General features: G+C 71.8%; 27 protein-coding genes. 15 read left to right on the forward strand and 12 right to left on the reverse strand.

Going from position 1 to position 25817, the window contains the following annotated elements; all coding sequences use genetic code 11:
* Positions 1-6: 6 nt before the first annotated feature.
* On the forward strand, positions 7-435 hold the full coding sequence (locus AB0I71_RS11590) for a hypothetical protein (protein ID WP_357583485.1): 429 nt from the start codon (positions 7-9) through the stop codon (positions 433-435).
* Positions 436-591: 156 nt separating this feature from the next.
* Here the strand turns inward: AB0I71_RS11590 and AB0I71_RS11595 are convergent, their stop codons facing one another.
* The gene (locus AB0I71_RS11595; protein ID WP_357583487.1) at positions 592-1521 is read right to left on the reverse strand and encodes an LLM class F420-dependent oxidoreductase; all 930 of its coding nucleotides are present in this window, start codon (positions 1519-1521) and stop codon (positions 592-594) included.
* Between the two features lie 255 nt (positions 1522-1776).
* On the opposite strand from AB0I71_RS11595, the gene AB0I71_RS11600 reads away from it, so the two are divergent.
* The gene (locus tag AB0I71_RS11600) at positions 1777-3939 is read left to right on the forward strand and encodes a carbohydrate-binding module family 20 domain-containing protein (protein ID WP_357583489.1); all 2163 of its coding nucleotides are present in this window, start codon (positions 1777-1779) and stop codon (positions 3937-3939) included.
* Positions 3940-4062: 123 nt separating this feature from the next.
* Here the strand turns inward: AB0I71_RS11600 and AB0I71_RS11605 are convergent, their stop codons facing one another.
* From AB0I71_RS11605 to AB0I71_RS11615, 3 genes are read right to left on the reverse strand one after another with little or no spacing between them, the layout of a single operon-like run.
* Positions 4063-4758, reverse strand: coding sequence for an ABC transporter permease (locus tag AB0I71_RS11605; protein ID WP_357583491.1), 696 nt, complete (start codon positions 4756-4758; stop codon positions 4063-4065).
* On the reverse strand, positions 4755-5678 hold the full coding sequence (locus AB0I71_RS11610; RefSeq protein ID WP_357583493.1) for an ABC transporter ATP-binding protein: 924 nt from the start codon (positions 5676-5678) through the stop codon (positions 4755-4757). The genes AB0I71_RS11605 and AB0I71_RS11610 overlap by 4 nt, the downstream gene beginning before the upstream one ends.
* Positions 5675-6034 (reverse strand): GntR family transcriptional regulator, encoded by a 360-nt coding sequence (locus AB0I71_RS11615; RefSeq protein ID WP_357583495.1) that lies wholly within the window; start codon positions 6032-6034, stop codon positions 5675-5677. Before AB0I71_RS11615 ends, AB0I71_RS11610 begins: the two co-directional genes overlap by 4 nt.
* A gap of 150 nt (positions 6035-6184) precedes the next feature.
* Between AB0I71_RS11615 and AB0I71_RS11620 the strand changes: the two genes are divergently transcribed.
* Both AB0I71_RS11620 and AB0I71_RS11625 read left to right on the forward strand, forming a co-directional pair.
* Positions 6185-6712 (forward strand): SigE family RNA polymerase sigma factor, encoded by a 528-nt coding sequence (locus AB0I71_RS11620; protein ID WP_357583497.1) that lies wholly within the window; start codon positions 6185-6187, stop codon positions 6710-6712.
* On the forward strand, positions 6709-7863 hold the full coding sequence (locus tag AB0I71_RS11625) for a hypothetical protein (RefSeq protein ID WP_357583499.1): 1155 nt from the start codon (positions 6709-6711) through the stop codon (positions 7861-7863). Before AB0I71_RS11620 ends, AB0I71_RS11625 begins: the two co-directional genes overlap by 4 nt.
* Before the next feature lie 97 nt (positions 7864-7960).
* On the opposite strand, the gene AB0I71_RS11630 is transcribed toward AB0I71_RS11625, so the two are convergent.
* Complete coding sequence (locus AB0I71_RS11630) at positions 7961-8998, reverse strand: hypothetical protein (RefSeq protein WP_357583501.1); 1038 nt, start codon at positions 8996-8998, stop codon at positions 7961-7963.
* On the reverse strand, positions 8998-9267 hold the full coding sequence (locus AB0I71_RS11635; RefSeq protein WP_357583503.1) for a hypothetical protein: 270 nt from the start codon (positions 9265-9267) through the stop codon (positions 8998-9000). Before AB0I71_RS11635 ends, AB0I71_RS11630 begins: the two co-directional genes overlap by 1 nt.
* A 269-nt stretch (positions 9268-9536) precedes the next feature.
* Between AB0I71_RS11635 and AB0I71_RS11640 the strand changes: the two genes are divergently transcribed.
* The 4 genes from AB0I71_RS11640 (at position 9537) to AB0I71_RS11655 (ending at position 14158) form a co-directional block, all read left to right on the forward strand.
* Positions 9537-9905 carry a YciI family protein gene (locus AB0I71_RS11640; RefSeq protein WP_357583827.1) on the forward strand — a complete coding sequence of 123 codons (369 nt, stop codon included), beginning with the start codon at positions 9537-9539 and terminating at the stop codon, positions 9903-9905.
* A complete protein-coding gene (locus AB0I71_RS11645) occupies positions 9902-11155 on the forward strand; it encodes a sigma-70 family RNA polymerase sigma factor (protein ID WP_357583829.1) in 1254 nt (417 codons plus the stop codon). The genes AB0I71_RS11640 and AB0I71_RS11645 overlap by 4 nt, the downstream gene beginning before the upstream one ends.
* A gap of 101 nt (positions 11156-11256) precedes the next feature.
* Positions 11257-11946, forward strand: coding sequence for a dihydrofolate reductase family protein (locus tag AB0I71_RS11650; protein WP_357583505.1), 690 nt, complete (start codon positions 11257-11259; stop codon positions 11944-11946).
* 73 nt (positions 11947-12019) lie between these two features.
* The gene (locus AB0I71_RS11655) at positions 12020-14158 is read left to right on the forward strand and encodes a DUF4153 domain-containing protein (protein ID WP_357583507.1); all 2139 of its coding nucleotides are present in this window, start codon (positions 12020-12022) and stop codon (positions 14156-14158) included.
* Positions 14159-14199: 41 nt separating this feature from the next.
* On the opposite strand, the gene AB0I71_RS11660 is transcribed toward AB0I71_RS11655, so the two are convergent.
* Both AB0I71_RS11660 and AB0I71_RS11665 read right to left on the reverse strand, forming a co-directional pair.
* Positions 14200-15435 carry an acyl-CoA thioesterase/bile acid-CoA:amino acid N-acyltransferase family protein gene (locus AB0I71_RS11660; protein WP_357583509.1) on the reverse strand — a complete coding sequence of 412 codons (1236 nt, stop codon included), beginning with the start codon at positions 15433-15435 and terminating at the stop codon, positions 14200-14202.
* Positions 15436-15594: 159 nt separating this feature from the next.
* Entirely contained in the window at positions 15595-16503 is a 909-nt protein-coding gene (locus AB0I71_RS11665; protein ID WP_357583512.1) for an aminoglycoside phosphotransferase family protein, read from the reverse strand.
* A gap of 268 nt (positions 16504-16771) precedes the next feature.
* Here AB0I71_RS11665 and AB0I71_RS11670 point away from each other — a divergent pair, with 268 nt between their 5' ends.
* Positions 16772-17866: a hypothetical protein gene (locus AB0I71_RS11670; protein ID WP_357583514.1), complete on the forward strand. Its 1095-nt coding sequence runs from the start codon at positions 16772-16774 to the stop codon at positions 17864-17866.
* 65 nt (positions 17867-17931) lie between these two features.
* Here the strand turns inward: AB0I71_RS11670 and AB0I71_RS11675 are convergent, their stop codons facing one another.
* Positions 17932-18840 carry a LysR family transcriptional regulator gene (locus AB0I71_RS11675; RefSeq protein WP_357583516.1) on the reverse strand — a complete coding sequence of 303 codons (909 nt, stop codon included), beginning with the start codon at positions 18838-18840 and terminating at the stop codon, positions 17932-17934.
* Positions 18841-18910: 70 nt separating this feature from the next.
* Here AB0I71_RS11675 and AB0I71_RS11680 point away from each other — a divergent pair, with 70 nt between their 5' ends.
* From AB0I71_RS11680 to AB0I71_RS11705, 6 genes are all read left to right on the forward strand, one after another.
* On the forward strand, positions 18911-19789 hold the full coding sequence (locus AB0I71_RS11680) for a dihydrodipicolinate synthase family protein (RefSeq protein WP_357583518.1): 879 nt from the start codon (positions 18911-18913) through the stop codon (positions 19787-19789).
* 126 nt (positions 19790-19915) lie between these two features.
* A complete protein-coding gene (locus AB0I71_RS11685; protein WP_357583520.1) occupies positions 19916-20323 on the forward strand; it encodes a YciI family protein in 408 nt (135 codons plus the stop codon).
* Positions 20324-20329: 6 nt separating this feature from the next.
* Positions 20330-21475, forward strand: a complete 1146-nt coding sequence (locus AB0I71_RS11690; RefSeq protein ID WP_357583522.1) for a DUF6596 domain-containing protein — start codon at positions 20330-20332, stop codon at positions 21473-21475.
* Between the two features lie 59 nt (positions 21476-21534).
* Complete coding sequence (locus tag AB0I71_RS11695) at positions 21535-21975, forward strand: VOC family protein (protein WP_357583524.1); 441 nt, start codon at positions 21535-21537, stop codon at positions 21973-21975.
* Between the two features lie 135 nt (positions 21976-22110).
* Positions 22111-22689: a LemA family protein gene (locus tag AB0I71_RS11700; RefSeq protein ID WP_357583526.1), complete on the forward strand. Its 579-nt coding sequence runs from the start codon at positions 22111-22113 to the stop codon at positions 22687-22689.
* Positions 22690-22700: 11 nt separating this feature from the next.
* Positions 22701-24569: a hypothetical protein gene (locus AB0I71_RS11705; RefSeq protein ID WP_357583528.1), complete on the forward strand. Its 1869-nt coding sequence runs from the start codon at positions 22701-22703 to the stop codon at positions 24567-24569.
* Positions 24570-24624: 55 nt separating this feature from the next.
* On the opposite strand, the gene AB0I71_RS11710 is transcribed toward AB0I71_RS11705, so the two are convergent.
* The 3 genes from AB0I71_RS11710 to AB0I71_RS11720 are packed head-to-tail and all read right to left on the reverse strand — an operon-like array spanning position 24625 to position 25789.
* On the reverse strand, positions 24625-24981 hold the full coding sequence (locus AB0I71_RS11710) for a nuclear transport factor 2 family protein (RefSeq protein WP_357583530.1): 357 nt from the start codon (positions 24979-24981) through the stop codon (positions 24625-24627).
* Entirely contained in the window at positions 24978-25445 is a 468-nt protein-coding gene (locus AB0I71_RS11715) for an SRPBCC domain-containing protein (RefSeq protein ID WP_357583532.1), read from the reverse strand. The genes AB0I71_RS11710 and AB0I71_RS11715 overlap by 4 nt, the downstream gene beginning before the upstream one ends.
* Complete coding sequence (locus AB0I71_RS11720) at positions 25442-25789, reverse strand: metalloregulator ArsR/SmtB family transcription factor (RefSeq protein ID WP_357583534.1); 348 nt, start codon at positions 25787-25789, stop codon at positions 25442-25444. The genes AB0I71_RS11715 and AB0I71_RS11720 overlap by 4 nt, the downstream gene beginning before the upstream one ends.
* Positions 25790-25817 lie beyond the last annotated feature (28 nt).

Here is a 25817-nt window from a genome sequence, read left to right on the forward strand (position 1 = left end):
ACGCCGATGAGCAGCTACCGTGATCCCGCCCCTCGCGGCGACGTGTACCCCTCCGAGGAGGAGATCGACCCGGCCGGCAGCGGCGTCTATCCCGCCAGCGGTCCCACCGGCATCGTCGACGCTTCCACCGCCACCTGGTCCGATGCCGGGCCGTGGGCGAGCCAGCCGGATCCGCAGCCCAGCCCCACCCCGGAACCGGTGCCGGCACCGCCGCCCACCCCCGGACCACCGCCCCGGGTCGAGGCCGGTGCCCGGTCGATCGTGACCCGGCACATGGACGGTTCGGTCCAGGTGGTCACGGACTTCGACGGCGACGGCGTGGCCGACGTGGTGCAGTTCGACCTCGACGGCGACGGGCTACCGGACGTCACATACCTCGACCGCGACCGGGACGGCCAGCTCGACACGGTGCTGCGCGACGAACACCGGGTCTGAGATCGACTCCGATTGCGGCATGCCGGTGTCTCCGGGGCCGCTGATACCCCGGTTTGCCAATCGGAGCAGCCCGCGACAGACGGAGCCGCCCGCGCCCCACCACAGGTGTCCGCGTCGCGCCACGGTGTCCGCGTCACGCCGGACCTCGTCGGCCGGTCAGAGCTGGCGCATCACCTCGCTGGCGACCAGGTCGAGGTGGTCCAGGTCGGTCAGGTCGAGCACCTGAAGGTAGAGGCGCTGGCTGCCGACCTCGGCGTACCGGCCGATGGTCTCGATGACCTCGGCGGGCGTACCGGCGAGGCCGTTGGCGCGCAGCTCGTCCGGTTCGCGACCGATAGCCGCGGCCCGCCGCGCCACCTCGGCGTCATCCTTGCCGCAGCAGAGCACCAGCGCGTTGGACCAGGTCAGCTGGGCCGGATCCCGACCGATGTCGGCGCAGGCGGCGCGGACCCGCTCGAACTGGGCCACCGTCTCGTCGATCGAGACGAACGGCAGGTTGAATTCGTCGGCGTAGCGGGCGGCGAGCTGCGGGGTACGCTTCGCGCCCTTGCCACCGAGCAGGATCGGCGGGTGCGGGCGCTGTACCGGCTTGGGCAGCGCGGGTGAGTCGCTGACCTGGTAGTGCCGGCCGGTGAAGTCGAACGTCCCGCCCGACGGGGTACGCCACAGACCGGTGATCACCGCCAGCTGCTCGTCCAGCCGATCGAACCGCTCCCCCAGCGGCGGGAACGGAATTCCGTACGCCTGATGCTCGGCGTCGTACCAGCCGGTGCCGATGCCCAGTTCGACCCGTCCGCCGCTCATCTGGTCGACCTGGGCGACGGTGATCGCGAGAGGGCCGGGCAGCCGGAACGTCGCGGCGCTCATCAGCGTGCCGAGCCGGATGGACCGGGTGTCCCGGGCGAGTCCGGCAAGGGTGGTCCAGGCGTCGGTGGGGCCGGGCTCGCCGCTCACCGATCCCATTTTCAGGTAGTGGTCCGAACGGAAGAAGGCGCCGAAGCCGGTCTCCTCGGCACGTCGGGCCACGGCCAGCAGGTCGTCGTAGCTGGCACCCTGCTGGGGTTCGGTGAAGATCCGCAGTTCCATGGGTCGAGCATAGAAAGCCGCCGGCTGTGGCGCTCGGCGACGCTCGCCGGTCGTTTCCGGAATCAGGGTCGGAAATCTTTGCAGATATTGCAGGCAGCCACAAGAGCCTTCTCCCCGTTGCACCGTGTTGTGAAAGATAGGTTCCCAACTATCGATGCCACTGTTACGGTCACGCAACCACCGCAACTTCTTGCACAACTTGCAGGAATCTTGACTGTCGCCGACGTCTGCCTGACCGTCCCCGAGGAGGGCACCGTGCGTATCCCCCGTCCCCGCGCCGCGATCCCCGCGGCCCTGGCCGCGATACTTGTCGCGGCCGGTCTCACCACCGTCACCGCCGGCACCGGGCCCGCCAGCGCGGCCGACGTACGTGCCAACGGCGACGCGATCGTCCACCTGTTCCAGTGGCGGTGGACCTCCGTCGCCGACGAGTGCGAGTCCACCCTCGGCCCCGACGGCTGGGGTGGCGTGCAGGTCTCCCCGCCGCAGGAACACGTGGTGCTGCCCAGTGCCGAAGGCGCCACCTATCCGTGGTGGCAGGACTACCAACCGGTGTCGTACCGGCTCGATCAGACCCGACGCGGCACCCGGGCCGAGTTCGTCGACATGGTCCAGCGCTGCCGCGCCCAGGGCGTGAAGATCTACGTGGACATGGTGCTCAACCACATGAGCGGCACCGGCTCGGCCGGCAGCGGCCCCGGCAGCGCGGGCACTGTCTACAGCAAGTACAGCTACCCGAACCTGTTCAACGACGGCTCCGGCGACAGCTACGGCTACGCCGACTTCGCGCCCTGCTACCGGCGGATCAGCAACTGGGGCAACAAGCAGGAGGTCCAGGACTGCGAGCTGCTCGACCTGGCCGACCTGAACACCGCCGACCCCGAGGTACGGCGGAAGATCGCCAAGTACATGAACGCGGTGATCGACCTCGGGGTGGCCGGTTTCCGGGTGGACGCCGCCAAGCACGTGCAGGAGGCACACCTGGCCGACATCATCAGCCGGCTGCGGGACGTGCCCGGCTTCGGCGGCCGGCCCGACCTGTTCCACGAGGTGTACGGCGACGGAACCATTCCCTACACCGCGTACGCCCCGTACGGCGGGGTGACCAACTTCGACTACCAGCGGGCGGTGTCCTCGGCGTTCCGGGACGGCAACATCGCCCAGTTGGGCAACCTGCCCAACTACGGCGGGCTCACCGCTCATCAGGCGATCGTGTTCATCGACAATCACGACACGCAGCGGGAGAACCCGACACTCACCTACAAGAGCGGCGCCCGCTACTACCTGGCGGACACGTTCATGATGGCCCACCCCTACGGTCGACCCCAGCTGATGTCGAGCTACGCGTACGGATCGGTGCACGGGCAGGGACCACCCAGCAGCTCCAACGGCACCACGCTGGCCACCGACTGCGCCAGCGCCGCGTGGATCTGCGAGCACCGCGACCCGGGGGTGGCCGGCATGCCGGGCTTCCGGAACGCGGTCGCCGGCACCGGCGTCGGGTCGGTCATCACCGACGGCAACGGCCGGCTGGCGTTCGGCCGGGGCGACCGGGGGTACGCCGCCTTCAACGCCACCGGCAGCACCTGGAGCCGCAGCTTCGCCACCTCGCTGCCGGACGGCCGCTACTGCAACGTCGGTCGCGGCGCCTACGACCGGTCGACCGGAGCCTGCCCCGGTGGTGCGGTGACCGTCGCGGGTGGCAGCTTCACCGCCGCGATCCCCGCCGACCAGGCGGTGGCCCTGCACGTCCAGGCCCGCCTCGACGGCGTCACGCCGAGCCCCACCCCGACCGCAACGCCGACGCCGACCGCGAGCCCGTCCCAGCCGACCGGGTCGACCCGGTTCACCGCTACCGTCTCCACCGACCCGGGCCAGGAGGTGTACGTCGTCGGTTCGATTCCGCAGCTCGGCTCCTGGAACCCGAGCAGCGGGGTGAGGCTGTCCACCACGTCGGGCAGCTACCCGACCTGGACCGGGGCGGTGGACATTCCGAGCGGCACCGCGTTCGAGTGGAAGCTGGTGAAGGTCGGCAACGGCACGACGCAGTGGGAGAACGACCCGAACCGCACCGGCACCGGTGGCACCGCCGCCACCGTCACCTGGAACCAGCAGGCGAGCAACCCGCCCGGCGACGGCGCGGTCTCCGTCCAGGTCACCGCCAGCACCACGTACGGGCAGCAGGTGTACCTGGTCGGCGATCTGCCCGCCCTCGGCGGCTGGGATCCGGCCCGAGGGATCCGGCTGGCGCCTACCGGATACCCGGTCTGGACCGGTGCGGTGAACCTGCCCGCCGGCACCACGTTCTCCTACAAGTACGTCAAACGCACCGATGCCGGCCAGGTGGTGTGGGAATCGGGCGCGAACCGTACCGCCACCGCCTCCGGGTCGCTGACGCTCACCGACACCTGGCGCTGACCCACCCGCTGCGAACCGACCGCACCGTGCGGCCCCTCCCGACAGTCGGTCGGGAGGGGCCGCCCCCGTCGTGCCACGGTGCGCCGCGCGGCTGCCCCACCTCGGGCGCCGGCCGGTCCACGGTCAGGGCGTCGCGCGCCGGATGATCAGGTAGCTGACGACGGCGAGCGGGAGGGCCAGCAGCGCCGGCCAGCCGACCAGCAGCGCCCACCCCGGCTGGTCGGCGAACCAGCCGCCGATCGCCGACCACCAGCCCTGCCAGGTGGCGAGCACGACGAGCCCACCGATCCCGGCCAACGCGACGGTGCTCAGCATCAGCAGGCCGTTGACGCCCCAACGCTTGAAGACCACGGCGATCGCGATGCCGATGAAGCCGAGCAGCAGGAACGGGATCGCGAAGCCGAGGAACCGCAGCACCGGGTTGTCCACCAGCAGGAAGGGAATGCCGAAGAAGGTCAGGTTGACGCCCCACCCGTCGGTGGCCTCCTCGATCACGGCCAGCAGGTAGAGCACCGCCGCGTAGCTGATCGCCTGCCCGGCGAAGTGGAGCACGTTGCCGAGGTAGAAGCTGCGGCGCGAGACACCCAGCCCGAGCGCGAACGGGAAGTCCTGGGTGATCGCGTTGACGCTGGCGACGAACATCACGACGTAGATGCTCATCAGCCCGCCGGTGGTCGGCTCGAAGTCGTCGGCCTCGTTCATCGCGCTGAACAGCGCCAGGTTGATGAGGAAACTCAGCGCGAGGATCCCCCACGGCCAGCCGACCACGCTGCGCCAGGCGACGAACTGCAGCCGGGCGACGGTCAGGGCGCGGTTCATCGGACAGCCTCCTTGTTGGCCGCGGCGCTGCCGGCACCGGCCGCGTGCCCGTTGTGCGACGTGGACAGGCGGACGACGATGTCCTGAAGCGAGGACGCTTCGAGACCGAGGCCCAGGGACCGGGCGCGGTCGTGCGCGGCGGGGCCGAAGTCGCCGCGTACGGTGGCCCGGGCCGTCCCGCCGAGCAACGCCCGGTGCAGTTCGGTGCCGCCACGGGCGAACTCGTCGACCGCCGCGACCGGGCCGGAGACGGTGACCACCTGGCCGCGCAGAGCTTCCGCCTCGACGTCGAGCAGGACCCGACCCCGGTCGATCAGCAGGACATGTTCGATCAGGTCGCTCACCTCGTCGATGAGGTGGGTCGACAGCACGATGGTGCGGGGGTGTTCGGTGTAGTCGGCCAGCAGCTGGTCGTAGAAGAGCTGCCGGGCCACGGCGTCCAGGCCCAGGTAGGGCTCGTCGAAGAAGGTGAGTGGGGCACGCGAGGCGAGCCCGACGACGATGCCGAGCGCGGAGAGCATGCCGCGGGAGAGCTTGCGGACGTTACGCCCGCGCGGCAGCTGGAACACGTCGACAAGTCGCTTGGCGAACTCGTCGTCCCAGCCCGGGTACACCAGGCGGGCCGCCCGCAGGACGTGCCCGACCCGGAGGTTCGACGGGTAGGTCTGGCTCTCCTTGATGAAGGAGATCCGGGAGAGCACCTGTTCGTTCTCGTACGGGTGCTGACCGAAGACGGCGACCTCCCCGCTGGTGGCGAAGTTCTGCGCGGTGAGGATCTGCATCAGGGTGGTCTTGCCGGCCCCGTTGCGCCCCAGCAGGCCGTGGATCCGATTCTCGGCGAGTGAGAAGCTGACGCCGTCCAGGGCGGCGACCCCTCGGTACCGCTTGGTCAGATCGGTGACGGTGACGACGGCGCTCATCGACCCTCCTCCCAGGTGTCGATCATGTTCTTGAGTTCGGCCGGTTCGATGCCGAGCTTGCGCGCCTCGGTCAGCAGCGGCCGGACGTACTGCCGGGCGAACTCGTCGCGGCGCCGGCCGCGGAGCTTCGCTCGGGCGCCGGATGAGACGAACATGCCGATTCCTCGCTTCTTGTAGAGAGTTCCGTCGTCGACAAGCTTGTTGACCCCCTTGGCGGCGGTCGCGGGGTTGATCCGGTGAAAGGCGGCCAGTTCGTTCGTCGAGGGCACCTGGCTCTCCTCGGCGAACGTCCCGTCCAGGATCGAGTTCTCCAGCAGCTCCGCGATCTGGAGGAAGATCGGCCGGCCGTCCTCCATCACGTCCACCATTCCCAGTCGCCACACTGGTTGGCTGGTTCATTACTCATGTAACTAACCATGCAACCAGTGTGGCACCGCTGTCAAGGCATGGGTGACGGGCGTTAACCTTCCGGCCCGGCCGGCGCGTCTACCTGTCGGGAGGTACGCATGACCGACAGGTACCCGGCACCACCGGAGGGCTTCGCCGACTTCGTGGCGGCCCGGTCCGGTGCCCTGCTGCGCTCAGCCTGGCTGCTCACCGGCGACGCCGGCCGCGCCGAGGACCTGCTCCAGACCGTGCTGGCCGCGGCGTGGCGGCGCTGGCCGGCGGTTGTCGCGGCCGGGCATCCCGAGGCGTACCTGCGTCGGGCGCTGTTCACCACCTACGTCTCCTGGTGGCGTCGCCGGTGGCGGGCCGAGTTCCCGGCCGCCACACCGCCGGACCACACCGGTCCCGGGGACCTGGCCCGGGAGTCGGCCGACCGGGACGCGGTCCGCCGGGCGCTGGCCCGGCTCAGCCGACAGCAGCGGGCGATCGTGGTGCTGCGCTACGCCGAGGACCTTTCCGTCGAACGGACAGCTCAGGTGCTTGGCTGTTCGACGAACACGGTGAAGGTGCAGTCGTCGCGCGCCCTGCGCAGCCTGCGTATCGATCCGGACCTGAGCCTGTTCACCAACCGGGAGGTCGTACCGTGACCCGCGACGACGAGGACATCCGAGGTCTGCTCGCCGGGGCCGTACCACCGCTGGCCGCACCGCCGGACCGGGTCGCCGAGGTCGGCATCCGGGTACGCCGGCACCGCCGCCGGGTGGCCGGCGGCGCCGCGGCGGCGGTCGCACTCACTGTCGGCCTGGGCATCGGCCTGCCGGCGTTGGTGGCCGCTCCGGACGGCGACCGGGGCACGCCGGTGACCACGCCTAGCCCGCAGGGCCAGGTCAGCTGCCCGACCGGCCTCGGCGCCCGGCCCGACCTGGCGTCCGTGCGCTACGGCGACGACGAGCCGCTGGTGCCGGCCGGGGCCGTGGAGGTCACCAGCTGCCAGGTGCCGGTCGGCGGCGGACTCCGCCCGGCGGACCGGATCGGCCCCCGGGTGCTCACCACCGGCGTCGACGAGATCGTCCGGCTGCTCAACGCCCAGCCACCGACCCAGCAGGACGGACGGGGCCGGCCGTTGCCGGCCGGCGAGCAGATGAGGTGCACGCTGAAGGCAACCTACGAGGAGACGGTCCTGGTGCTGCGCTACCCGGACCGGGACCCGGTCACGGTCTGGACTGACGAGAACTGCCGGGTGGCGGTCACCGCCACCCACGGCCGAGGGGCGGATTTCGGGGTGCTCAGCGCATTCCTCGACAGGTACCGGGCGCAGCTCGTCGCGACCACCGACCCGGCCACCGTCACCACCCCCGCCTGCGCGGCCACGTTCCCGGTGCAGCGAATGCGGAAAGGCTCGGAGGACGGGCCACTGGACCGGATCGATTTCAACAACAGCGATCCGTACCTCGCCCTGCCGACGCCGCTGATCGAGGTCACCGCCTGCCGGTACAAGGTGCGCGGCGAGACCGGCGAACTGGTCGGACAGCAGCGGCGGCGCGCGGGCGCGGACCAGTTGCGGGCCGTGCTCAACCAGGCTGTCGGCCGATCGGCGGAGCGCAGCAACTGCGGCGACTGGCCGGACTACGAGGAACCGACCCTGTTCGACACGCTGACCGTCGCTGACGCCACCGGCGCGACGGCCGAGTTCTGGATCCGGCACGAGCCGTGCCGCAGCGTCAACTTTCTCCACGCGCTCACCCCGCAGTTGCGGGAAGTCATGACCGACCTGCTCGGCCAGCCGCCGTCGCGGTGAGCCGGTGCCACGCGGGTCGGACCTGACGGGGGTCGGCCCGCACAGCGCACGCCGGTCCGGTCCGGCAGCCGGACCGGACCGGGCCGGCGTACCGGGATCAGCCGTACGGTGGCCGGGCGTACGCGGCCCGCAGCGCGGCCAGCCCGGTCGCCTTCGGGCTGAGGGTGCCCCAGCCGGAGTTGAAGTAGTTCGTCCGGGCGATGAGGGGGCCGCGTTCGGCGTTGAGTCGGGCGATGGCCGGCGGCACCGTGGCGATCCAGGCCGCCTGGTCGGGGATCTCGATGACCCGGACGCCCCACTCGGCGATGAGCACCGGACGGGACAACGCGACCGGGCCGAGATCGGCCACCGCCCAGTCCTTGGTTCGCCGGAACCGCTCCAGCGCGGTGTGGCTGGGACTTGTCGCGTAGACGTTCCACTGGAGGTAGTTCAGCCGCGTCATCAGCGCCTCCGGGTGGGTGCGCCGGAAGCAGTCCCGGTCGAAGCCGCCGAGCCCGACCGAGAAGGTGCTGTCCTGGGGCAGTCCCTTGGCCCTGAACCAGTTGACGATGTACGTCACCGCCTGCACCGCCCGGGCGTCCGACTCGGCCCAGGTGTACGCCTTGCCGGCCTCCGTGGTGCCGAACTCGTGATCGGTGTCCAACTCGGAGGCGAGCTGGATGTTCACCCCGAAGCCCATCGTCCGGTACTGCGACAACGCCCGGGCGAACAACCCGTCGCACTGCCCGGCGAGGACCTGGCCGTAGCCGTACGCCTTCGGCCAGACCGTGCCCGGCCGCTGCTGGATGGTCATCGCCGGCGCCGGCACGGTGTACGTCACCCCGTCCACACTGAAGGTCTGTGGCCCGGTGTCGGGCGCGCCGTAGTGCTTCAGTTCGAGCACCATGTTGAGCCGCACCCCGGCCCGGCCCAGGGTCACCAGCCAGGGCCGCTGGTAGCCGGGGAAGATGTAGGCGTCGGCGAAGCTGCGGTACTGGGTCAGCGACCGGAAGTTGCCACCGGCCATGTCGGCCGTCGGGTCCGCGCCGCCGGAGAGGTAGTACCCGCCCAGTACGGGCGGCAGCACGGTGTAGGCGACTGTGGCGCTGGCGGTCCGGCTGGCGGAGTCCCGCACGGTGACTGTCACCCTCGGCATCACGCCACCGCCCGGAAGACGGCCACCGCGCCGCTGTCGGAGACCCGGGACCAGGTGCGCCCCGAATCGTCGGCGACGGTGATGGTGAGCGGGTCGATCACGGCGGTCACCGAGACGGGGGCGCTGCGGTTGCCCTGCGCATCGGTCACGGTGACCGTCACGGTGAGTCGCTGGTTGTCCGCGTCGCCGTAGTTGACGGTCAGCAGCATCTGCTCGCCGGGTGAGTAGGTGGTGGAGTTCAACGAGGCGTTGGCGGTGGGAGCGGCCATGGCGGCTCCTTCCTGGCTTGGCCGTCGCGACCAGCGGTGCAACACCGTCGGTGCGGCTAGTCTGCGACGGCGGGCCGGAGCCGGACGGCGCGGCGACGCGCCCCGGCGGGTTCCGTACTGGCGGCCGGCGGGACCCACGGTCCCGACCCGGCCGGAGGATCGGATGTGGCCCGCCATCCGCGGCCTCGCTACCTGCTACAACAGTGCGTCGGGACAAGCCCTGGCGTCCTGTCCGTTTCCGGACATATCGATCCTTATGGAGGCGAGACGTGAAGTATCTGATGTTGATCTACGGCAACGAGGAGATCTGGAGCAGCCTCCCGGACGGCGATCTCACCGCCCTGATCGGTCAGGTGGACGCGTTCAACGAGGCGCTGCGGGCCTCCGGCGAGTTGGTCGACGTGCAGGGGTTGGTGTCCCGACCCCGGTCGGTGCGGATCATCGCCGACACCCCGGTGGTCACCGACGGGCCGTACCTGGAGGCCAAGGAGTACGTCGGCTCGTACTTCGTGGTCGACGTCGACGACGAGCAGCGGGCGTTGGAGATCGCCCGGGAGTATCCGGGTGTGCGGTTCGGCTCCGCCAGTGGCGGCATCGAGATCTGGCCGTTGATGGCCGGCGACGGGGCGGAGCACTGAGCCTCGACGAGGCCACCGTCGACCTGCTGCGCCGGCTCGCTCCGCAGGTGCTGGCCACCCTCGTCCGTCGGTGCGGCGACTTCGGCCGAGCAGAGGACGCCGTACAGGAGGCGCTCGTCGCCGCCGTCGAGAGGTGGCCCCTCGACGGCGTTCCCGAGCAACCGTCGGGCTGGCTGCACACCGTCGCCGCCCGCCGCTACGTCGACCTGGTACGCACCGAGGCCGCCCGCACCCGCCGCGAGCGTACGGTGCTGGACCTCACCCCACGCGACGCGCTTGTCGCCCCACCGCCCGACGTCGCGGCACCCCACGACGACCTGCTGGAGCTGTTCCTGCTCTGCTGCCATCCGGCGCTGCCCGCGCCCGCGCAGCTGGCCCTGACCCTGCGGGCGGTGGGTGGGCTCACCACCGCCGAGGTCGCCGCCGCCTTCCTGGTGTCGGAGCGGACCATGGGGCAACGGATCTCACGGGCCAAACTGCGACTCCGGGAGGCCGGGGCCCGGTTCGCACCGCCGCCGAAGGCGGAACGGGAAGCACGGCTGGCCGTCGTACGCCAGGTGCTGTACCTGATGTTCAACGAGGGCTACAGCGCCAGCAGCGGCCCCCAGCTACGTCGCGCCGACCTGACCGGGCAGGCCCTGCGGTTGGTCCGCCGGCTGCACGAGCGGCTGCCCGACGACGGGGAGACGGCCGGCCTGCTCGCGCTGATGCTGCTCACCGAGGCCCGAGCCGCGGCCAGGGTCGGCCCGGACGGCGAGCTGGTGCCGCTGGCGGAGCAGGACCGCCGACTGTGGGACCGGAAGGCGATCGACGAGGGATGCACGCTCGTCGAGCGGAGCCTGACCGCCTCGCCACCGGGGCCGTACCGGATCCAGGCCGCCATCGCGGCGGTGCACGTCGAGGCACCGACCACCGAGGCCACCGACTGGCCGCAGGTACTCGCCCTGTACGAGCTGCTGGAGCGCCTCGCGCCCAATCCGGTGGTCACGCTGAACCGGTCGGTGGCGGTGGGCATGGTCCGCGGGCCCGCCGCCGGGCTGGCCCTGCTGGACGAGGTGGAGTCGGGGCTGCTGGCCGGACACCACCGACTGCACGCCGTCCGGGCACACCTGCTGGAACTCGCCGACGACCGGGCCACCGCCGCGGCACAGTGGCGGGAAGCGGCGCAGCACGCCGGCAGCGAACCCGAACGGCGGTACCTGCTGCGCCGAGCCGCCGCGGTGAGCGACCCGAGCCCCACTGCACAGTGACCCAGGTCACCTTCGAATCCGGTAGAAGCGACAGGTCCGGCTCCGATCCACAGGTGGATCGGCACCCGATGTGGGTGCCGCCGGATCCGGGAGGAACGGACATGACGAAGGTGACCGCCCAGCTGTCGGTGTCGGTGGACGGCTACTACGCCGGCCCGCAGCACGACGGTGACGGCGACTGGCTGCGGTCGGCGGAGAGCCACGGGTTCTTCCGGGTGACCCGGTGGGCCACCGAAGCGATGGCGTGGCGCGAGCGGCAGGGCTTCGCCGGCGGCCGGCACGACGCCGACTCCGAGATCATCGCCGAGTCGTTCGCCGCGGCCGGCGCGTACGTGATGGGTCGCCGGATGGCCGACGGTGGTGAGGTGCCGTGGGGCGACGAACCACCGTTCCGCGCTCCGGTCTTCGTGGTGACCCACCGACCCCGCCCGACGCTGCACCGTCAGGGTGGCACCAGCTTCACCTACGTCACCGACGGACTGGCCAGCGCGGTGGCACAGGCCCGGGCCGCGGCCGGTGGCCGGAACGTCGCGGTGGCCGGCGGCGGCAGCCTGGTCCGCCAGGTGCTGCGGGCGGGGCTGCTCGACGAGTTGGAGCTGCACGTGGTGCCGGTCGTCCTCGGCGCCGGGCTACGGCTCTTCGACGACCTGGGGCTCGACGATTTCGAGGCGATCGAGCTCACCGCCGACCGGGTGATCCCCAGCCCGCAGGTCACCCACGTCCGGTACGCGGTGCGCGGCCGCGCCCCGCTGGTCCTCGACGACCGTGGCCGCGGTACCGGCACCGCGTAGGTCGGCGGCGGGACAACCTGACCGCGTGACCGGCCCTAGAGTGACGGCACACATGTCGATCTAGGAGGGCGCGGTGTCCGAGCCGCCACCCGTCGACGGTTCCCCGAGCACCGGGGAACCGGTCGAGCTTCCCGTCGCAGCCGGTCCCGAGGCTGCCGCCAAGCCGGCTGCGACGGCACCCCGTCTGCTGGTCATGCCGCCCACGGACGGGATGGCACCCATCGCCTGGCCCGGGCCGGCCGACCAGCCCGCCTGGGCGATTCCGGTCACCGTCCCGCCCGGCACCCAGGGTTACGCCATCTTCCTGCCCCTGGTGCCGGAAGGCGTGCGCCCGGCCAGTCCCACGCCCCCGACGCAACGCACGGCCACGCAGTCGGAGGGCCTTTCCACCACCGGGCCTGCCGACACCCAGGCCGTACGCCAGGTGCAGGACCCGGCCACGGAACAGCCCACGACGCCAGCCGCCATCACGACGCCCGCCAGTACAACTGTTGACCGCGTGACAGCCGGCAGCCCGGCGGCCGCCGGGCAGACAGTGGCCACGACCGCTGTCGGCAGCACCACCACGGTCGGCACGCCGGCGGGTGGGCCGACGACCGGTGACCGGACCGGGCCGGTGGCCCCGGCGGGTCCACCCGGTCCGCCGTCGACAATGCCCGGCTACCGGCCGTCCGGCCCGTACCCGTTCCGGCCGTTGCCACCGCAGCAGTCGTTCTTCGACCGGGTGTGGCCCGGGCCGGCACCGGCCCGGAACCTGGCCACCCCGCTGGCCGTCCTGGCCGGGGCGCTCGGCGTGGCCACGTTCGTGCCGTTGGGTCGTACCGGTATCGGCTGGTTTCTCGGCTACTTGGTCCTCGCCGCCGGCGTCGCCGTCGCGGTGCGGCAGCACCTCGCCGACCTGCCCCGGCCGGAGCGGTGGATCCGGGCCGGTTGGGCCGGGGCGGCCCTGGCGCTGCTCGCGGTTCTCGGCCTCCGCAACGCCTGGTGGCTCGTCACGTTCTGCGTGCTGGGCGCGCTGGCCTGCACGGCACTGGCGATAGTCGGTGGACGGCGTATCCGGTCGATCCTGTTCAGCCTGGTGGCCACCCCGATCGCGGCGTTACGCGGGCTGCCGTGGGTACGGGCCCACGTCCGGGCGCCCGGCGAACCCCGGACCACCAGCCGGATCGTCGGTTCGGTCGTCACCACGCTTGTGGTCCTAGTCGTGTTCGGGGCGCTGCTCTCCTCCGCCGATGCCGCCTTCTCCCAGGTGCTCGGTGCCCTCATCCCGGAGATCAGCGTGAGCGGGGTGTTCCGCTGGCTGTTCCTGGCCGCCGTCGGTGCCCTGATCGCCGTGGCCGCCGTCTACACCATCGCCGCGCCGCCGGAGCTGTCCTCGGTGGACCGCCCGAGCGCCCGCAGTATCGGGCTCGTCGAGTGGGCGCCGCCGATCGCCGCCCTGACCGCGCTGTTCGGCGGCTTCGTCGCCGTGCAGTTCACAGTGCTCTTCGGCGGGCAGCGGCATGTGCTGGACACCACCGGCCTCAGCTACGCCGAGTACGCCCGCAGCGGGTTCTGGCAACTGGTCGTGGTGACCGTGCTGGCCCTGGCGGTGCTCGGCGGCGTGACCAGGTGGGCACGTCGGGACCGGCCGTCGGACCGGCTGCTGCTGAGCATCCTGCTGGGCCTGCTCAGCGCGCTGAGCGTGGTCATCGTGGTGTCGGCGTTGTCCCGGATGTACACCTACCAGAAGGTCTACAGCTTCACCGGCGAGCGGATCTTCGTGATGGCGTTCGAACTGCTGCTCGGTGCCGTGTTCCTGATGATCCTGGTGGCCGGCGTACGCTGGCGCGGCGGTTGGATCCCGCGACTGACCGCGGCCCTCGCGGTGGTGATGCTGCTGAGCCTGGCGGCGCTGAACCCGGAGGACTACGCGGCCCGCCGCAACATCGCCCGGTACGAGCAGACCGGCCGGATCGACGCCTGGTATCTGCGGGCGCTCTCCGCCGACGCCACTCCCGCCCTGTCCACCCTGCCCGATCCGGTCCGCCGGTGCACGCTCAGCTGGATCGCCGACGATCTGGCCGAGCCGGACCCCTGGCACGCCTGGAACCTGGGCCGCCAACGGGCCCGGGAGGTGCTCGACCGGTTGGGCCCCGACGCCATCGGCAACCAGCGTGACTGCCGCCGCGCCGACCAGTTCGACCTGCCGAAGACCCGGACGCCCCGCTGACCGCCCGGAGAGCCGATCCGACCGGGGTCGGCTCCCGGCGGTCAAAGGGTGGCGAGGAAGTTGAGCACCTCGGACCACCCGTCCCGGCGGGCGGCGGCGTCACCCGCCCGGGACCCGCCGTGTGTCTGCTCGCCGGTGCGCCCCTGATGCACCGTCTTCGACGGCAGGTACGGGAAGGTGCCCACACCGTGGCCGGCGTCCGGGTAGAGCAGCACACGGTGGGGTGGGCCACCGAGGGCCAGCAGCAGCTCGGCGGCGTAGGTCGGCGCGTCCCAGAGCTGGTCCTCCTCACCCGCGATGGCCAGTACCGGTCCGTCGATCCGGTCGACAGGTATCCGGCCGGTGGGCACGGGTCGGCCACGGTAGGTCCAGGCGGGCGCTCCCGAGTACGGGTAACCGGGATGGACGACGCTGCTCGGTGCGTAGACGACGACCGCGCGGACCAGGTCGGGACGCTCCTGTGCCAGCAGCAACGCAGCCTCGGTGCCGCGCGAGTAGCCGGTCACCGCCACCTCGCCACCGGAGTGCGGGGCGAGGAGTTCGGCGGCGGTGACGAAGTACTCCAGCGGGATGTCGTGCAGGCTGTCCGGCAGTCCCGACGCTCCGAAGTAACCCAGACACAGCACCGGGTGCCCCCGGGAGGCGAGCAACGGCGCGTCGTACAGCCCGCCGACGCCGCCCTCCGAGCCACCGAACCACAGCACTGCTGCCCGCCGAGGCGTCCCCGGCGGCGGGAGGACGAGCAACCCGCGAACTCCGTCCACCTCCGTGGTCAGCTCGGTGAACGAGACCTCGCCCGCCGCCCAGTCCCGCCGTACGGTGACGGCGGCCGGCTCTCGCTCGTCGGCCACGGCCGACAGCCGGACCGGGAAGTCACTTTGTACGTGTGGCCAGGCCGGCGCGAAGTAGGAGGCCTCGCCGTCCAGCGGATCCATCGACCAGAACAGACCCATCGGGTCCACGCCCGAGTAGGAGCCGTCGACAGGGGCGTCCCGGGACACGTCCACCACACCGTTGGTGTCGGCGACGAACGTCGCCTCCGCACGCCACAAGCGCCCCGCGTGATCCAGTGCCTCGGCGTTGACCACCACCCGTTCCCGCGCGGCCAGGCCACTCACCCGTAGCCGGAGCGGCTCGTCGGCGAGCGCGACGGCCGGCGCCACGTCCAGGCGCAGCCGCGGCGCACCGCCCCTGCCCCGGTCGCCGACGAGCATGGTCGCGACCAGCAGCCCCACCATGGCGGCGGGCAGGATCCTGGACGTCCTCGAACGCGGCATCGATGACACCGTATCCCCGGCGGTCCACCCACCCGTCACGCCGGCCGGGCCGACCGACGTACCGTCCCGGCGCTCAGAGGTCGTAGCCGCCGGAGACCTGCGCCTGCGGCACCCCGCGCCCACCGTGCCGTAGCCGCTCGTCCGCTCGGCACCGGCCGGTCACGACGTGCCCTCGTCGGTGAGGATCGCCTGGAGGCGGGCGCGGCACTCGGCGACGAACGCCGGGTAGCTGTGCTGGTAGTACGGGATACCGCTGGCGGCCACGGCGATCGCCCAGGCGCGGGCACGTAGCCAGGTCGAGTCGTCGACGTCGACGGTGTTTCGGTACGCGTGGCGCGCCTCGGGCGGCAGATCCCACACCGGGGCGTGCTCGGCATCAGGCAGGCCGACCGACAGGGCACCGAAGTCGATCACCGCGTGCAACCTGCCGTGTCGTACCAGGAGGTTCGTGGGCCGGAGATCGCCGTGCAGCCACACCTGCGGCCCGCACGGCTCGGGCAGGGTCAGCGCCGTCTGCCACAGCCGTTCCAGCAGCTCGACGTCGACCTCGGCGCCGAGGATGTCACGGCAGTCGGCGAGGGCGCCGCCGACCCACTCCGCGCAGGCCCGCAGCTCTCCCCCGCGGTACCAGCTCAGCTCGCCCGCGCGGGTCGCCCCCATGAGGTCCACGCCGTGCAGCTCCCGTACCACGGCCGCCAGGTCGGTGCCGAACGCCGCCCAGTCCGAGACGGTCTCCGGCCCGGCCTCGTCGCCGTCGATCCACCGGTAGACCGACCAGGGCAGCGGAAATGAGCCGCCAGGTACGCCGGTGTGCAGCGGCTCCGGGATCCGGCAGGCGAGCAGGGGCGCCAGCCGGGGCAGCCATCGCTGTTCCTTGCGCAGCGACGGTGCCTTGTCGGCGGTACGCGGAAGTCGGACGAGCAGGTCCGCGCCGAGCCGGTACATGGTGTTGTCGGTGCCCGCGCCAGCCCGGGACAGCGGCAGGTGTGCCCACTGTGGGCACTGCTCCGTCACCAACGACCTGACCACACCTTCGTCGACCGGAATCTCACCCTGGTGCAGTGTCACGCCGAGATCCTTGCGCCGGGCGCGCGGATGAGCCACCCAATTCTTCGCGTACCGAGGTTGTGAAGGGGTCACGGGGTGGAGCTGCCAGAACGGCCGGGGAGGCGGCATCTGATGTGCGGTCGGCCGACACGCCGGCCGCACCGACGAGCCCCGAGGAGAAGCTTGTGCCGAGCACCCGTCCCACCGGTTGTAGGCAAGCCGACTGTGACCTTGACCGGGGCCCGGAACAGTGACAGCAAGCATCGACTACTGCCGATTGGAGTGGACCATGTCTCTCCGCCTCCGTCTCCGTCACCTCGCCGCCGCCACAGCCGTGATGCTGGCCGCGGCGCTGTCGATCCCGGGCGCGCCGGCCACGGCCGCCACCGCCGACCGTTTCGGATTCGCGTACGTCGACGACCCGGCGGTGCCGATCTGGACGCCGCTGCCCGCGGCCTACCAGTTCGGCAGCTGGGCGCCGGGGCCGGTGGCCACCGGCGGCAAGGTGGCACCCGGCCGGTTCCTGGTGCGGTTCCCGGACATCGGCCTGGGCTCCCGGGGCAACGCGCACGTCACCGCGGTGGCGAAGGACGGCCGCTTCTGCCAGCTCGTGCGGTGGGGCAGTTCGGGCACCGACGAGATCGTCGACGTGCAGTGCTTCCGGCCCGGCGGCACCCCGGCCGACACCCCGTTCACCGTGTTGTGGACGGTCAGCTCCGGCATCCTGCCGGCGGGCGTCGGCGCGTACGCCTCGGCGCAGGTGTTGTCCAACGCCCTCGCCCAGTCGTACAACTCGACAGGTGCGCCCGTCACCGTCGCCAACGTCGCGGTGGGCATCTACGACGTGCGCTTTCCGGCGGTCGGTGCGCCGGCCGGCGTGTTGTCCGGGAACGTGCAGGTGACCGCCCAGCAGCCGAACGCACAACCGCGCCGTTGCAAGATCCTCCGCTGGGGTGCGGCCGGCCCGGACGCGGTGGTCTACGTCGCCTGCCACGATCCGGTCACCGGCGCGTTGATGAACAGCGACTTCACCGTGTCGTTGCATCGGGAGCGCTCGGTCTACGCGTCGTTCGGCCCGCCGAAGCACTTCGGGTACCTCGCGACGCCGTTCGCCGGCCCGACGAACTACTCGTACCCGCTCGGCGTCGGCGCCAACGGCTTCGGTCCCACCGGCCCCGGCACCTTCGTCGTCAAGTATCCGGCCCTGCACGAGAAGAGCACCACCGCGCAGGTGACCGCGATCGGTGACGGTTCGTCGTACTGCACCGTCCAGGAGCTGTGGGCGCAGTTCGGCAGCGACGCGGTGGTGCCGGTCGCCTGCTTCAGCAACGTCGGCCGTCCGCAGGACGTCGCGTTCAGCTCGACCTTCTCGTCGAGCGTCTGAGCCCGCCGGTCCCCGTCCAGGAACTCTGGACGGGGACTGACGGCGGGTACGGGGGCGGCGTCAGCTCAGGTCCCGGCCAGCTGCCCGGCGGGCAGGTCCCGGGCGGCGGCCCGCAGCGCGGCGACGCTCGCGGCGACCGCGGGATGTCCACCCGCCCCCTGCCGGTAGGTGATCCGGGTACGCCGTCGGATGGTGAGGGGTACGAGGGCCACCCCGGTGGGCGGCCACCCGACGGCCAGTTGGGGTACCAGCCCGACGCCCTGACCGGCGGCGACCAGGGCGAGCACCGCGGTGAAGTCGTCCGCGTGGTGCCGGACGGTCGGACGGAAGCCGGCCAGCTCACACGCGTGCAGGGTCACCGAGTGACAGAGCGTGCCCGGGCTGCCCACGATCCAGTCGGCGTCGCGTACCGAACGCATCGGGTCGCCGGTGAGGCTCCGGTCCGCCCCGACGGCCAGATACACCGTCTCGTCGAGCAGTGGCACCGAGTCCAGGGCCGGATCCGGCTCGACGGGCACGATGTCGTAGTCGTGCACGAGGGCCACGTCGAGGCGGCGGTCGCGCACCGCGTCCGGCACGGCGACCGGGTCCAGCTCGCTGACCATCAGGTCGAGCGCGGGGTGGTCGCGGCCGAGGGCGACCAGGGCGGGCAGCAGCAGCGTACGTACGGCACTGGGGAACGCGCCGATGCGTACCGTGCCGGAGAGCCCGCCCCGCGCGGCGGCCACTGTCGCGTCTGCCGCCTCCAGCGCGGCGAGGATCACCTCGGCGTGCCGAACCAGCGCCTCCCCGGTAGGAGTCAGGGTGACTCGCCGACCGGCCCGTTCCAGGAGCGCGACACCGGCCTCCCGTTGCAGCGCGGCGAGTTGCTGGGAGACGGCAGACGGCGTGTAGGTGTGCGCCTCGGCCACGGCGGCGATGGTGCCGAGGCGGGACAGATCCCGCAGCAGACGCAGCCGGCGAACGTCAAGCATCAGTTCAGCTTACGTGTTCGATGAGCAACCGGAACTGGTGCTTCACCTTCTGCTGTCGGAGGCTGGCAGCATGACACCTGCCGGGCTCTACGTACCCATGATCACGCCGTTCGACGAGAACGGTGCCGTCGCCCTCGACGCGCTGAGCACTCTCGCCCACGAGATGCTGACGGCCGGCGCGGTCGGTCTGGTCGCCCTCGGCACCACAGCCGAGCCGCACGCCCTCAGCGCCGTCGAACAGCAGACGGTCGTCGACGCGCTCGCGGCTGCCTGCCGGGAGCACCGGGCCGGTCTCCTGGTCGGCGCGCACACCGAGCAGGAACTGCGGGCCCTCGCCGAGCGACCCGAGGTCACGGCGGCACTCTGCCTGGTCCCGCCGTTCCTACGCCCCGGCGAGGAGGCGGTACTCGCGCACTACGCCCGGCTGGCCGAGGACTCCCCCGTGCCGCTTGTCGCGTACCACGTTCCGTACCGCACCGGGCAGCAGCTCCGCGCCGGCACGCTGCGCCGCCTCGCCGGGCTGCCCGGCCTGGTGGGCCTCAAGCACGCGGTCGGCGGCATCGACGCCGACACGATCGCCCTCCTCGCCGACCCGCCACCCGGCTTCGCCGTGCTGTGCGGCGAGGACGCGTACGTCTCGCCGCTGCTCGCCCTCGGCGCGCACGGCGGCATCCTCGCCTCCGCGCACCTCGCCACCGCCGCCTACGCCGACCTGGTCGCGGCCTGGCGGTCCGGCGACGTCGCCCGGGCCCGGCCGCTCGGCCACCGGCTCGCCGCCCTCTCGGCCGCGCTGTTCGCCGAACCCAACCCCGCGGTTGTCAAGGCGGTGCTGCACGCCCAGGGGCGCATCCCGACGCCGCTCGTCCGCCCTCCGCTGCTGCCCGCCACGTCGACGGCCACCGCCCGGGCGCTGTCCTGCCTGTCCGGGGTGACGGCAGTACTGGCCTGACCGCAGGGGCCTTGCCGCCGGAACTCCGCCGGAAGTTTTTCCCGGCGGCATGTCGAGAAGCCGGGTCGGGCTCCGTCCCTGCTGCGAACGCGGCCACAATGGCCCGTACCTGACAAGGAGCATCCGATGGCCAAGTACCTGCTGCTCAAGCACTACCGTGGCGGCCCCACCCCGCTGACCGACGTGCCGATGGACAAATGGACGCCCGAGGAGATCTCGGCCCACGTGCAGTACATGCACGATTTCGCCGCGCGACTCGAAGACACCGGTGAGTTCGTCGACGCTCAGGCAGTCTCCCCGGAGGGAACGTTCGTCCGGTACGACGGCGAGGGGCGACCGCCGGTCACCGACGGCCCGTTCGCGGAGACCAAGGACCTGATCGCCGGCTGGATGGTGATCGATGTCGAGAGTTACGAGCGGGCGCTGGAGCTGGCCGGCGAGTTGTCCGCGGCACCGGGCGTCGGCGGGAAGCCGCTCCACGAGTGGCTCGAGGTACGCCCGTTCCTGACCGCGCCGCCGACCATAGCGGAGTGACGCACGGTGGAGGAGGCCGTACTACGTGCCCTTACTCCTGCCGTGATCGGCGTCCTCGTCCGTCGCGGGGTCGACTTCGCGACGGCCGAGGATGCCGTGCAGGACGCGCTTGTCGAGGCCGTCCGGGTGTGGCCGACCGACCCGCCGCGCGACCCCAAGGGCTGGCTGGTCGCGGTCTCCTGGCGGAAGTTCCTCGACGCGGCCCGCGCGGACACCTCCCGGCGGCGGCGCGAGGTGCTGGTGGAGGCCGAACCCGCGCCCGGCCCGGGCGAGCCGGTGGACGACACGCTCGCGCTGTACTTCCTGTGCGCGCACCCGTCGTTGACCTCGGCCTCGGCGGTCGCGTTGACGCTGCGGGCGGTGGGCGGCCTGACCACCCGCCAGATCGCCCAGGCCTACCTGGTGCCGGAGTCGACGATGGCTCAGCGGATCAGCCGGGCCAAGCGGACCGTCGCGGGAGTCCGGTTCAACCAGCCCGGTGACGTCGCCACCGTGCTGCGCGTGCTCTACCTGGTCTTCAACGAGGGCTATTCCGGCGACGTCGACCTCGCCGCGGAGGCGATCCGGCTCACCCGCCAGCTGACGGCGAGGATCCGGCACGAGGAGGTGGCGGGCCTGCTGGCGCTCATGCTGCTGCACCACGCCCGTCGGGCGGCGCGGACGGCCGCCGGCGGCCGGCTGGTGCCGCTGGCCGAACAGGACCGCAGCCTCTGGGACACCCGCCTCATCGCCGAGGGCGTGCAGGTGCTCCAGAACGCCCTGGCCCGCGACCGCCTGGGCGAATACCAGGCCCAGGCTGCCATCGCCGCGCTGCACGCCGACGCCCGCACGACCGAGGAGACCGACTGGGTGCAGATCGTCGAGTGGTACGACGAACTGGTGCGCCTCACCGACAACCCGGTGGCTCGCCTCAACCGGGCCGTCGCGGTCGGCGAGGCCGACGGAGCACGAGCCGGCCTGGCCGCCCTGGCGGGTCTCGACCACGGCCTGCCCCGGTACAGCGCTGTCGCCGCCCACCTGCACGAGCGGGCCGGTGACCTGGCGACCGCGGCGCGGCTCTACGCCGAAGCCGCCCGGTCGGCGCCCAGCCTTCCCGAACGTGACCATCTCACGCGACAGGCCGCCCGGCTCAACCTGGCACTACGCCGTTGAGCCGGTGGGGCGGCCGGTCAGCGGCCGCAGTGGCCGCATCATCTGCAAGGAGACCAAACATGGCGATCCAGCGGTTGGACAACGTCCTGATCGTTGTCGACGACCTCGACAGGGTCATCTCGTTCTTCGTCGAACTCGGCCTGGAACTGGAGGGCAGGGCACCGATCGAGGGGCGTTGGGTGGAGCGCGTGATCGGGATCGACGACGTCCGGCAGGAGGTGGCGATGCTCCGGACCCCCGACGGCCACGGCCGCATCGAGCTGGCGAAGTTCCACACGCCGAAGGCGATCAGCCCCGAGCCGCGGAACGCACCGGCGAACACCCTCGGCATCCGTCGCATCATGTTCGCCGTCGACGACATCGAGGACGTCATCGCCCGCCTGCGCACCCACGGGGCCGAACTGGTAGGTGAACTGGCGCAGTACGAGGACAGCTACCGGCTCTGCTACCTGCGCGGCCCCGAGGACATCATCGTCGGCCTGGCCCAACAGCTCGGCTGAACGCCGCCGCCGGCGGGGCGCCAACCGTTCGCCTGATTGCGGCCGGTCGCCGGTGTCCCCATGCTCGTGCCAGTCGGGGACGCCGGCGGCGATCAGCCATGGTCGTCGTCCACGGGACGGATTCGGGGAGTTCGGGTGCAGACCGGTTTCATCCTGGCCGCCGGAGGGCTGTTCTGCCTGCTGGTGGCGGTGATGATCGGCTGGGCACTTGCCGCCTACAACCGCCTGATCCGCCAACGCAACCAGGTGCAGGCCTCGTGGGCACAGATCGATGTCCAGCTCAAGCGCCGGTACGACCTGGTCCCCAACCTGGTCGAGACGGTCAAGGGTTACGCGGCACATGAGCGCGGCACGCTGGAGGCGGTGCTGGCCGCCCGCGACGGCGCGATCGCCGCCGCCGCAGCGCCCGGGTTGCCCGCCCGCGCGGGAGCCGAGGACGCCCTGACCCAGTCGCTCGGTCGGCTGTTCGCGCTGGCGGAGGCGTACCCGGACCTCAAGGCGAACCAGAACTTCGCGGTCCTCCAAGGTGAACTGGCGCGAACCGAAGACAAGATCGCCTACGCGCGACAGTTCTACAACAGCGCCGTCCAGACGTACAACACAAGTACGCAGTCCGTCCCGAGCAACCTCATCGCCGGGCTGGGCGGCTTCCGGCCGATGGACTACTTCGAGGCCCTCGACGGGGAACGTGCCGCCGTCCAGGTGCGCTCCTGACGAGGCGCCCGGTGGACCCCCGACTGCTTCTCGACCTGGTGGTGAGCGCGGTCGCCCTCGCCGGCTGGTTCGCCGCGTACGGCCTGGTCCGCGTGCTCACCCGGCCGGCCAGTCCGACGCCCGCGCCGGCCACCATGGAACTCGGTACCGAACCACCCGCCGTGGTCAGCCTGCTGGTCAGCCGGTGGTCGGTGACCGAGGACGCGGCCGAGGCGACGCTGCTCGACCTTGCCGCCCGTGGCTTCGTCGAGCTGCGTCAGCCGGACGACGATCCGATGCGGACCACGCTGCACCTGCCGCCGACACCACCCGACGACAGTGGGCTGCGGCCGTACGAACGCCGGGTGCTCGACCGGGTGCGCGGGCTGGCGGTCGACGGCGTGGTACCCCTGACCGCGCTGACCTTCCGCGACCGGGCGCAGGCGAAGACGTGGAACCGGCGGCTGCGCGCGCAGGTGGTCGCGGACGCCCGGGCCGCCGGGCTGTCCCGGCGGCGCTTCGGCCCCACCGTGACCAGCCTGTTGACTGCTGCCGCGGTGGTCGTCGGAGTGGCCATCGGCATCGTCGTCTGGCACTACAGCATCTGGCATCAGGCGGAGGAGAACCTGGCCATCGAGGCCGGAACCGCAACCTTCGCCGCGCTCACCGCCATCGCCGGACTGTCACCCGGCGAACGCGACACGCCCCTCGGCCGTCAGGTGGCCGCACGCTGGCTCGGGGTCCGGGACTGGCTGCGCGGACACGAGCAGTTCGACGAACTGCCCCCGGCGTCGGTGGCGATCTGGGACCGCTACCTGAGCTACGGCGCGGCCGTCGGCGCCACCCGACGGACCAGTACGGTCCTCGACCTCGGCATGGGCGACCGTCGGTTGCTCTGGTCGTCGTACGGCGACACGTGGCATCGGGTCCGGGTACGTTATCCGCGCTTCTCCGCCCGCTACGGCCAGACGCTGCCGAAGCTGCTGCTACGCGCGGCAATCAGCATCGCGGTGGGCGGGTTCCTGCTGAAGGTCTTCGGCGTCGCCTTCGACCTCGTGCCCACCTCGGCCGACCAGGCGGAGCGGGTCTTCGCGTTCGTGGCCGACGGCATCGTCGTGGTGGGCCTCGTGCTGCTGGTGTCCGGCGGCCACACCCTGGTACGCGGCGTCGCGGACCTCGTCACGGAGCGAACCGTCACCGGCGAGGTGCTGTGGCTGGAGGTGTGGCGCACGACGGGCCAGGGCGACGACCGGCCGGCCCGACCGTGGCTGCACTACCTGGCGGTGGACGACGGCAGCGGCGACCGGACCACCGCCTGGGGCCTGCCCAGCCAGTGGGCCGGCGACTGCCACGACGGGGACATCGTGACGATCCGGGTCCGCCCGTGGACCCGGCGGGTGGTCGCCTTCTCGGTCGTCGGCCACGGCCGCTCCCGAGGGTCGGTCGAGCCGATCGGGACCGACCAGACGCGTACCCCGGTGGCCGAACGCGGTGGGCGGGCCGGTTCGACGCAGGCGGCCCGCGGGCCGGCGGAGCTGTTCACGGTGGACGAGGTCGGACAGGCGCTCGGGCTGCCGGTGCGGCCCGCCGAACGACTCGACCTACCCGGCCCAGTGACGGGTGTCCAGTTCCGTGCGGCCGGCGACGGTCGGCCCGTCCTGGCGGTCGCGACGCTGAGCGGGGCGGCGGCGCAGTGGGTCTGGCGGCTCAACTCCCGGGGGCGGGAGCTGCCCGGCATCGGCGACGAGGCGTACGCGTCCGGCGAGCGGGCCGTCCTGCGGGTGCGGGACAGCATCGTGCTGGTGAGGGTGCTCGGTGACGCCCGTGACCGGACCGCCCGCCTGCCGTGGCTGCTGGCGCAGGGCACCGCCCGGATGCCTGCGGGACGCGACGGCGGATGAGCCCGTCCGCCGTCGCCGGATCGCTGGCGGACGTCGCCGGGCCGGAGGGGCCGTCTCAGGGAAGCGGGACGACGTAGGAATCGACGCGGGCGATCAGGCCGTCGCGGAAGGTGAACAGGTCGTTGAAGGCGAACCGGAACGGCCCGTGCTCGACGCTGGTGCCGCGCCCCTCGCCGGTGGTGATGACCACCGGGCCGTCCTCGTGAACGCGGTGGACGTCGAGTTCGGGGCTGCCGGTGAACGCCGGGTTCTCGATCTCGCTGTCGAACTCGGCCTTGCCTCGGGTGGTCCGGTGACCGTGGATGACCCACTCGACGTCGTCGGTGAGGGTGGCGAGGATTCGCGGGTGGTCACTCGTCCGGAAGCCTTCGAGGTAGTCGGCGACGAGGTCGCGCTGGGTCTGCCGGGTCATGGTGTGCTCCGTCCTGGGGTCGCATCGGGGTGTCGCAGGTGGGCCGCCAGCGCGTCGAGGATCGAGGCGAGCCCTTCGGCTGCCTGGGTCGTCCGAAGCTCAACGGGAAGCCGACGTTGGTGCACGGTGAGATCCGTGCCGCCGGCAGCGGGTCTGACGCTGACTGTTGTCCGCAGCCCGGTCAGCGGTTCGTCGAACACGAGCTCGTGCGGTGCGGTGACGCTCACGTAGACGAACCGGAGCCGGCGGGTGGTGCCGTCCGGCGCGCGGGTGTCGAGCGCGAACTCCCCGCCGGGACGCAGGTCGACGAGCACCGACTCGGGCGGAACGGTGGCGTGCGAACCGCCCCAGAACGCTGCGATGCCCGCCGGTGAGGTGAAGGCGACCCAGACGCGTTCGGGCTCGGCCGGGAGGTGGCGTCTGGCGATCAGCTCGTCGCCGTGCAGTTGCGAGCTGGCGGTCATCGGACCGCCTCCTTGTCGACGAGGTGCCGCTCAAGCGCGTCGAGCCGGTCGTCCCAGATCCGGCGTTGGTCGTCGATCCACGTGCCGAGCATGGACAGCTTGTCGACGCTGAGCCGGCAGGGACGCCTGGTGCCCTCGCGCCGCTGCTCGATGAGGCCGCACCGCCGCAGAACCCCGACGTGGTGGGAGATCGCCTGTGGAGTCAGGTCGAAGGGTTCAGCGAGTTCCCCCACCGTGGCGTCACCGCGCGCGAGACGGGTCACCAGGGCGCGCCGGACGGGGTCACCGAGAGCGGCGAAGGCGGAGTCGAGCTCCGGGGCGGGTGCCGCCAGCGAGGTGGACATGGCCCGACGTTAACACAAACAATCATTT

Source organism: Micromonospora sp. NPDC049891 (genome assembly GCF_040660295.1).
Taxonomy (GTDB): Bacteria; Actinomycetota; Actinomycetes; order Mycobacteriales; family Micromonosporaceae; genus Micromonospora.

Excerpts from the sequence above, each read along its gene's own strand:
- AB0I71_RS11590 (WP_357583485.1), top strand. The coding sequence starts at position 7 with ATGAGCAGCTACCGTGATCCCGCCCCTCGCGGCGACGTGTACCCCTCC.
- AB0I71_RS11595 (WP_357583487.1), bottom strand. The coding sequence starts at position 1,521 with ATGGAACTGCGGATCTTCACCGAACCCCAGCAGGGTGCCAGCTACGAC.
- AB0I71_RS11605 (WP_357583491.1), bottom strand. The coding sequence starts at position 4,758 with ATGAACCGCGCCCTGACCGTCGCCCGGCTGCAGTTCGTCGCCTGGCGC.
- AB0I71_RS11610 (WP_357583493.1), bottom strand. The coding sequence starts at position 5,678 with ATGAGCGCCGTCGTCACCGTCACCGATCTGACCAAGCGGTACCGAGGG.
- AB0I71_RS11615 (WP_357583495.1), bottom strand. The coding sequence starts at position 6,034 with ATGGAGGACGGCCGGCCGATCTTCCTCCAGATCGCGGAGCTGCTGGAG.
- AB0I71_RS11620 (WP_357583497.1), top strand. The coding sequence starts at position 6,185 with ATGACCGACAGGTACCCGGCACCACCGGAGGGCTTCGCCGACTTCGTG.
- AB0I71_RS11630 (WP_357583501.1), bottom strand. The coding sequence starts at position 8,998 with ATGCCGAGGGTGACAGTCACCGTGCGGGACTCCGCCAGCCGGACCGCC.
- AB0I71_RS11635 (WP_357583503.1), bottom strand. The coding sequence starts at position 9,267 with ATGGCCGCTCCCACCGCCAACGCCTCGTTGAACTCCACCACCTACTCA.
- AB0I71_RS11650 (WP_357583505.1), top strand. The coding sequence starts at position 11,257 with ATGACGAAGGTGACCGCCCAGCTGTCGGTGTCGGTGGACGGCTACTAC.
- AB0I71_RS11660 (WP_357583509.1), bottom strand. The coding sequence starts at position 15,435 with ATGCCGCGTTCGAGGACGTCCAGGATCCTGCCCGCCGCCATGGTGGGG.
- AB0I71_RS11670 (WP_357583514.1), top strand. The coding sequence starts at position 16,772 with ATGTCTCTCCGCCTCCGTCTCCGTCACCTCGCCGCCGCCACAGCCGTG.
- AB0I71_RS11675 (WP_357583516.1), bottom strand. The coding sequence starts at position 18,840 with ATGCTTGACGTTCGCCGGCTGCGTCTGCTGCGGGATCTGTCCCGCCTC.
- AB0I71_RS11680 (WP_357583518.1), top strand. The coding sequence starts at position 18,911 with ATGACACCTGCCGGGCTCTACGTACCCATGATCACGCCGTTCGACGAG.
- AB0I71_RS11685 (WP_357583520.1), top strand. The coding sequence starts at position 19,916 with ATGGCCAAGTACCTGCTGCTCAAGCACTACCGTGGCGGCCCCACCCCG.
- AB0I71_RS11695 (WP_357583524.1), top strand. The coding sequence starts at position 21,535 with ATGGCGATCCAGCGGTTGGACAACGTCCTGATCGTTGTCGACGACCTC.
- AB0I71_RS11710 (WP_357583530.1), bottom strand. The coding sequence starts at position 24,981 with ATGACCCGGCAGACCCAGCGCGACCTCGTCGCCGACTACCTCGAAGGC.
- AB0I71_RS11715 (WP_357583532.1), bottom strand. The coding sequence starts at position 25,445 with ATGACCGCCAGCTCGCAACTGCACGGCGACGAGCTGATCGCCAGACGC.
- AB0I71_RS11720 (WP_357583534.1), bottom strand. The coding sequence starts at position 25,789 with ATGTCCACCTCGCTGGCGGCACCCGCCCCGGAGCTCGACTCCGCCTTC.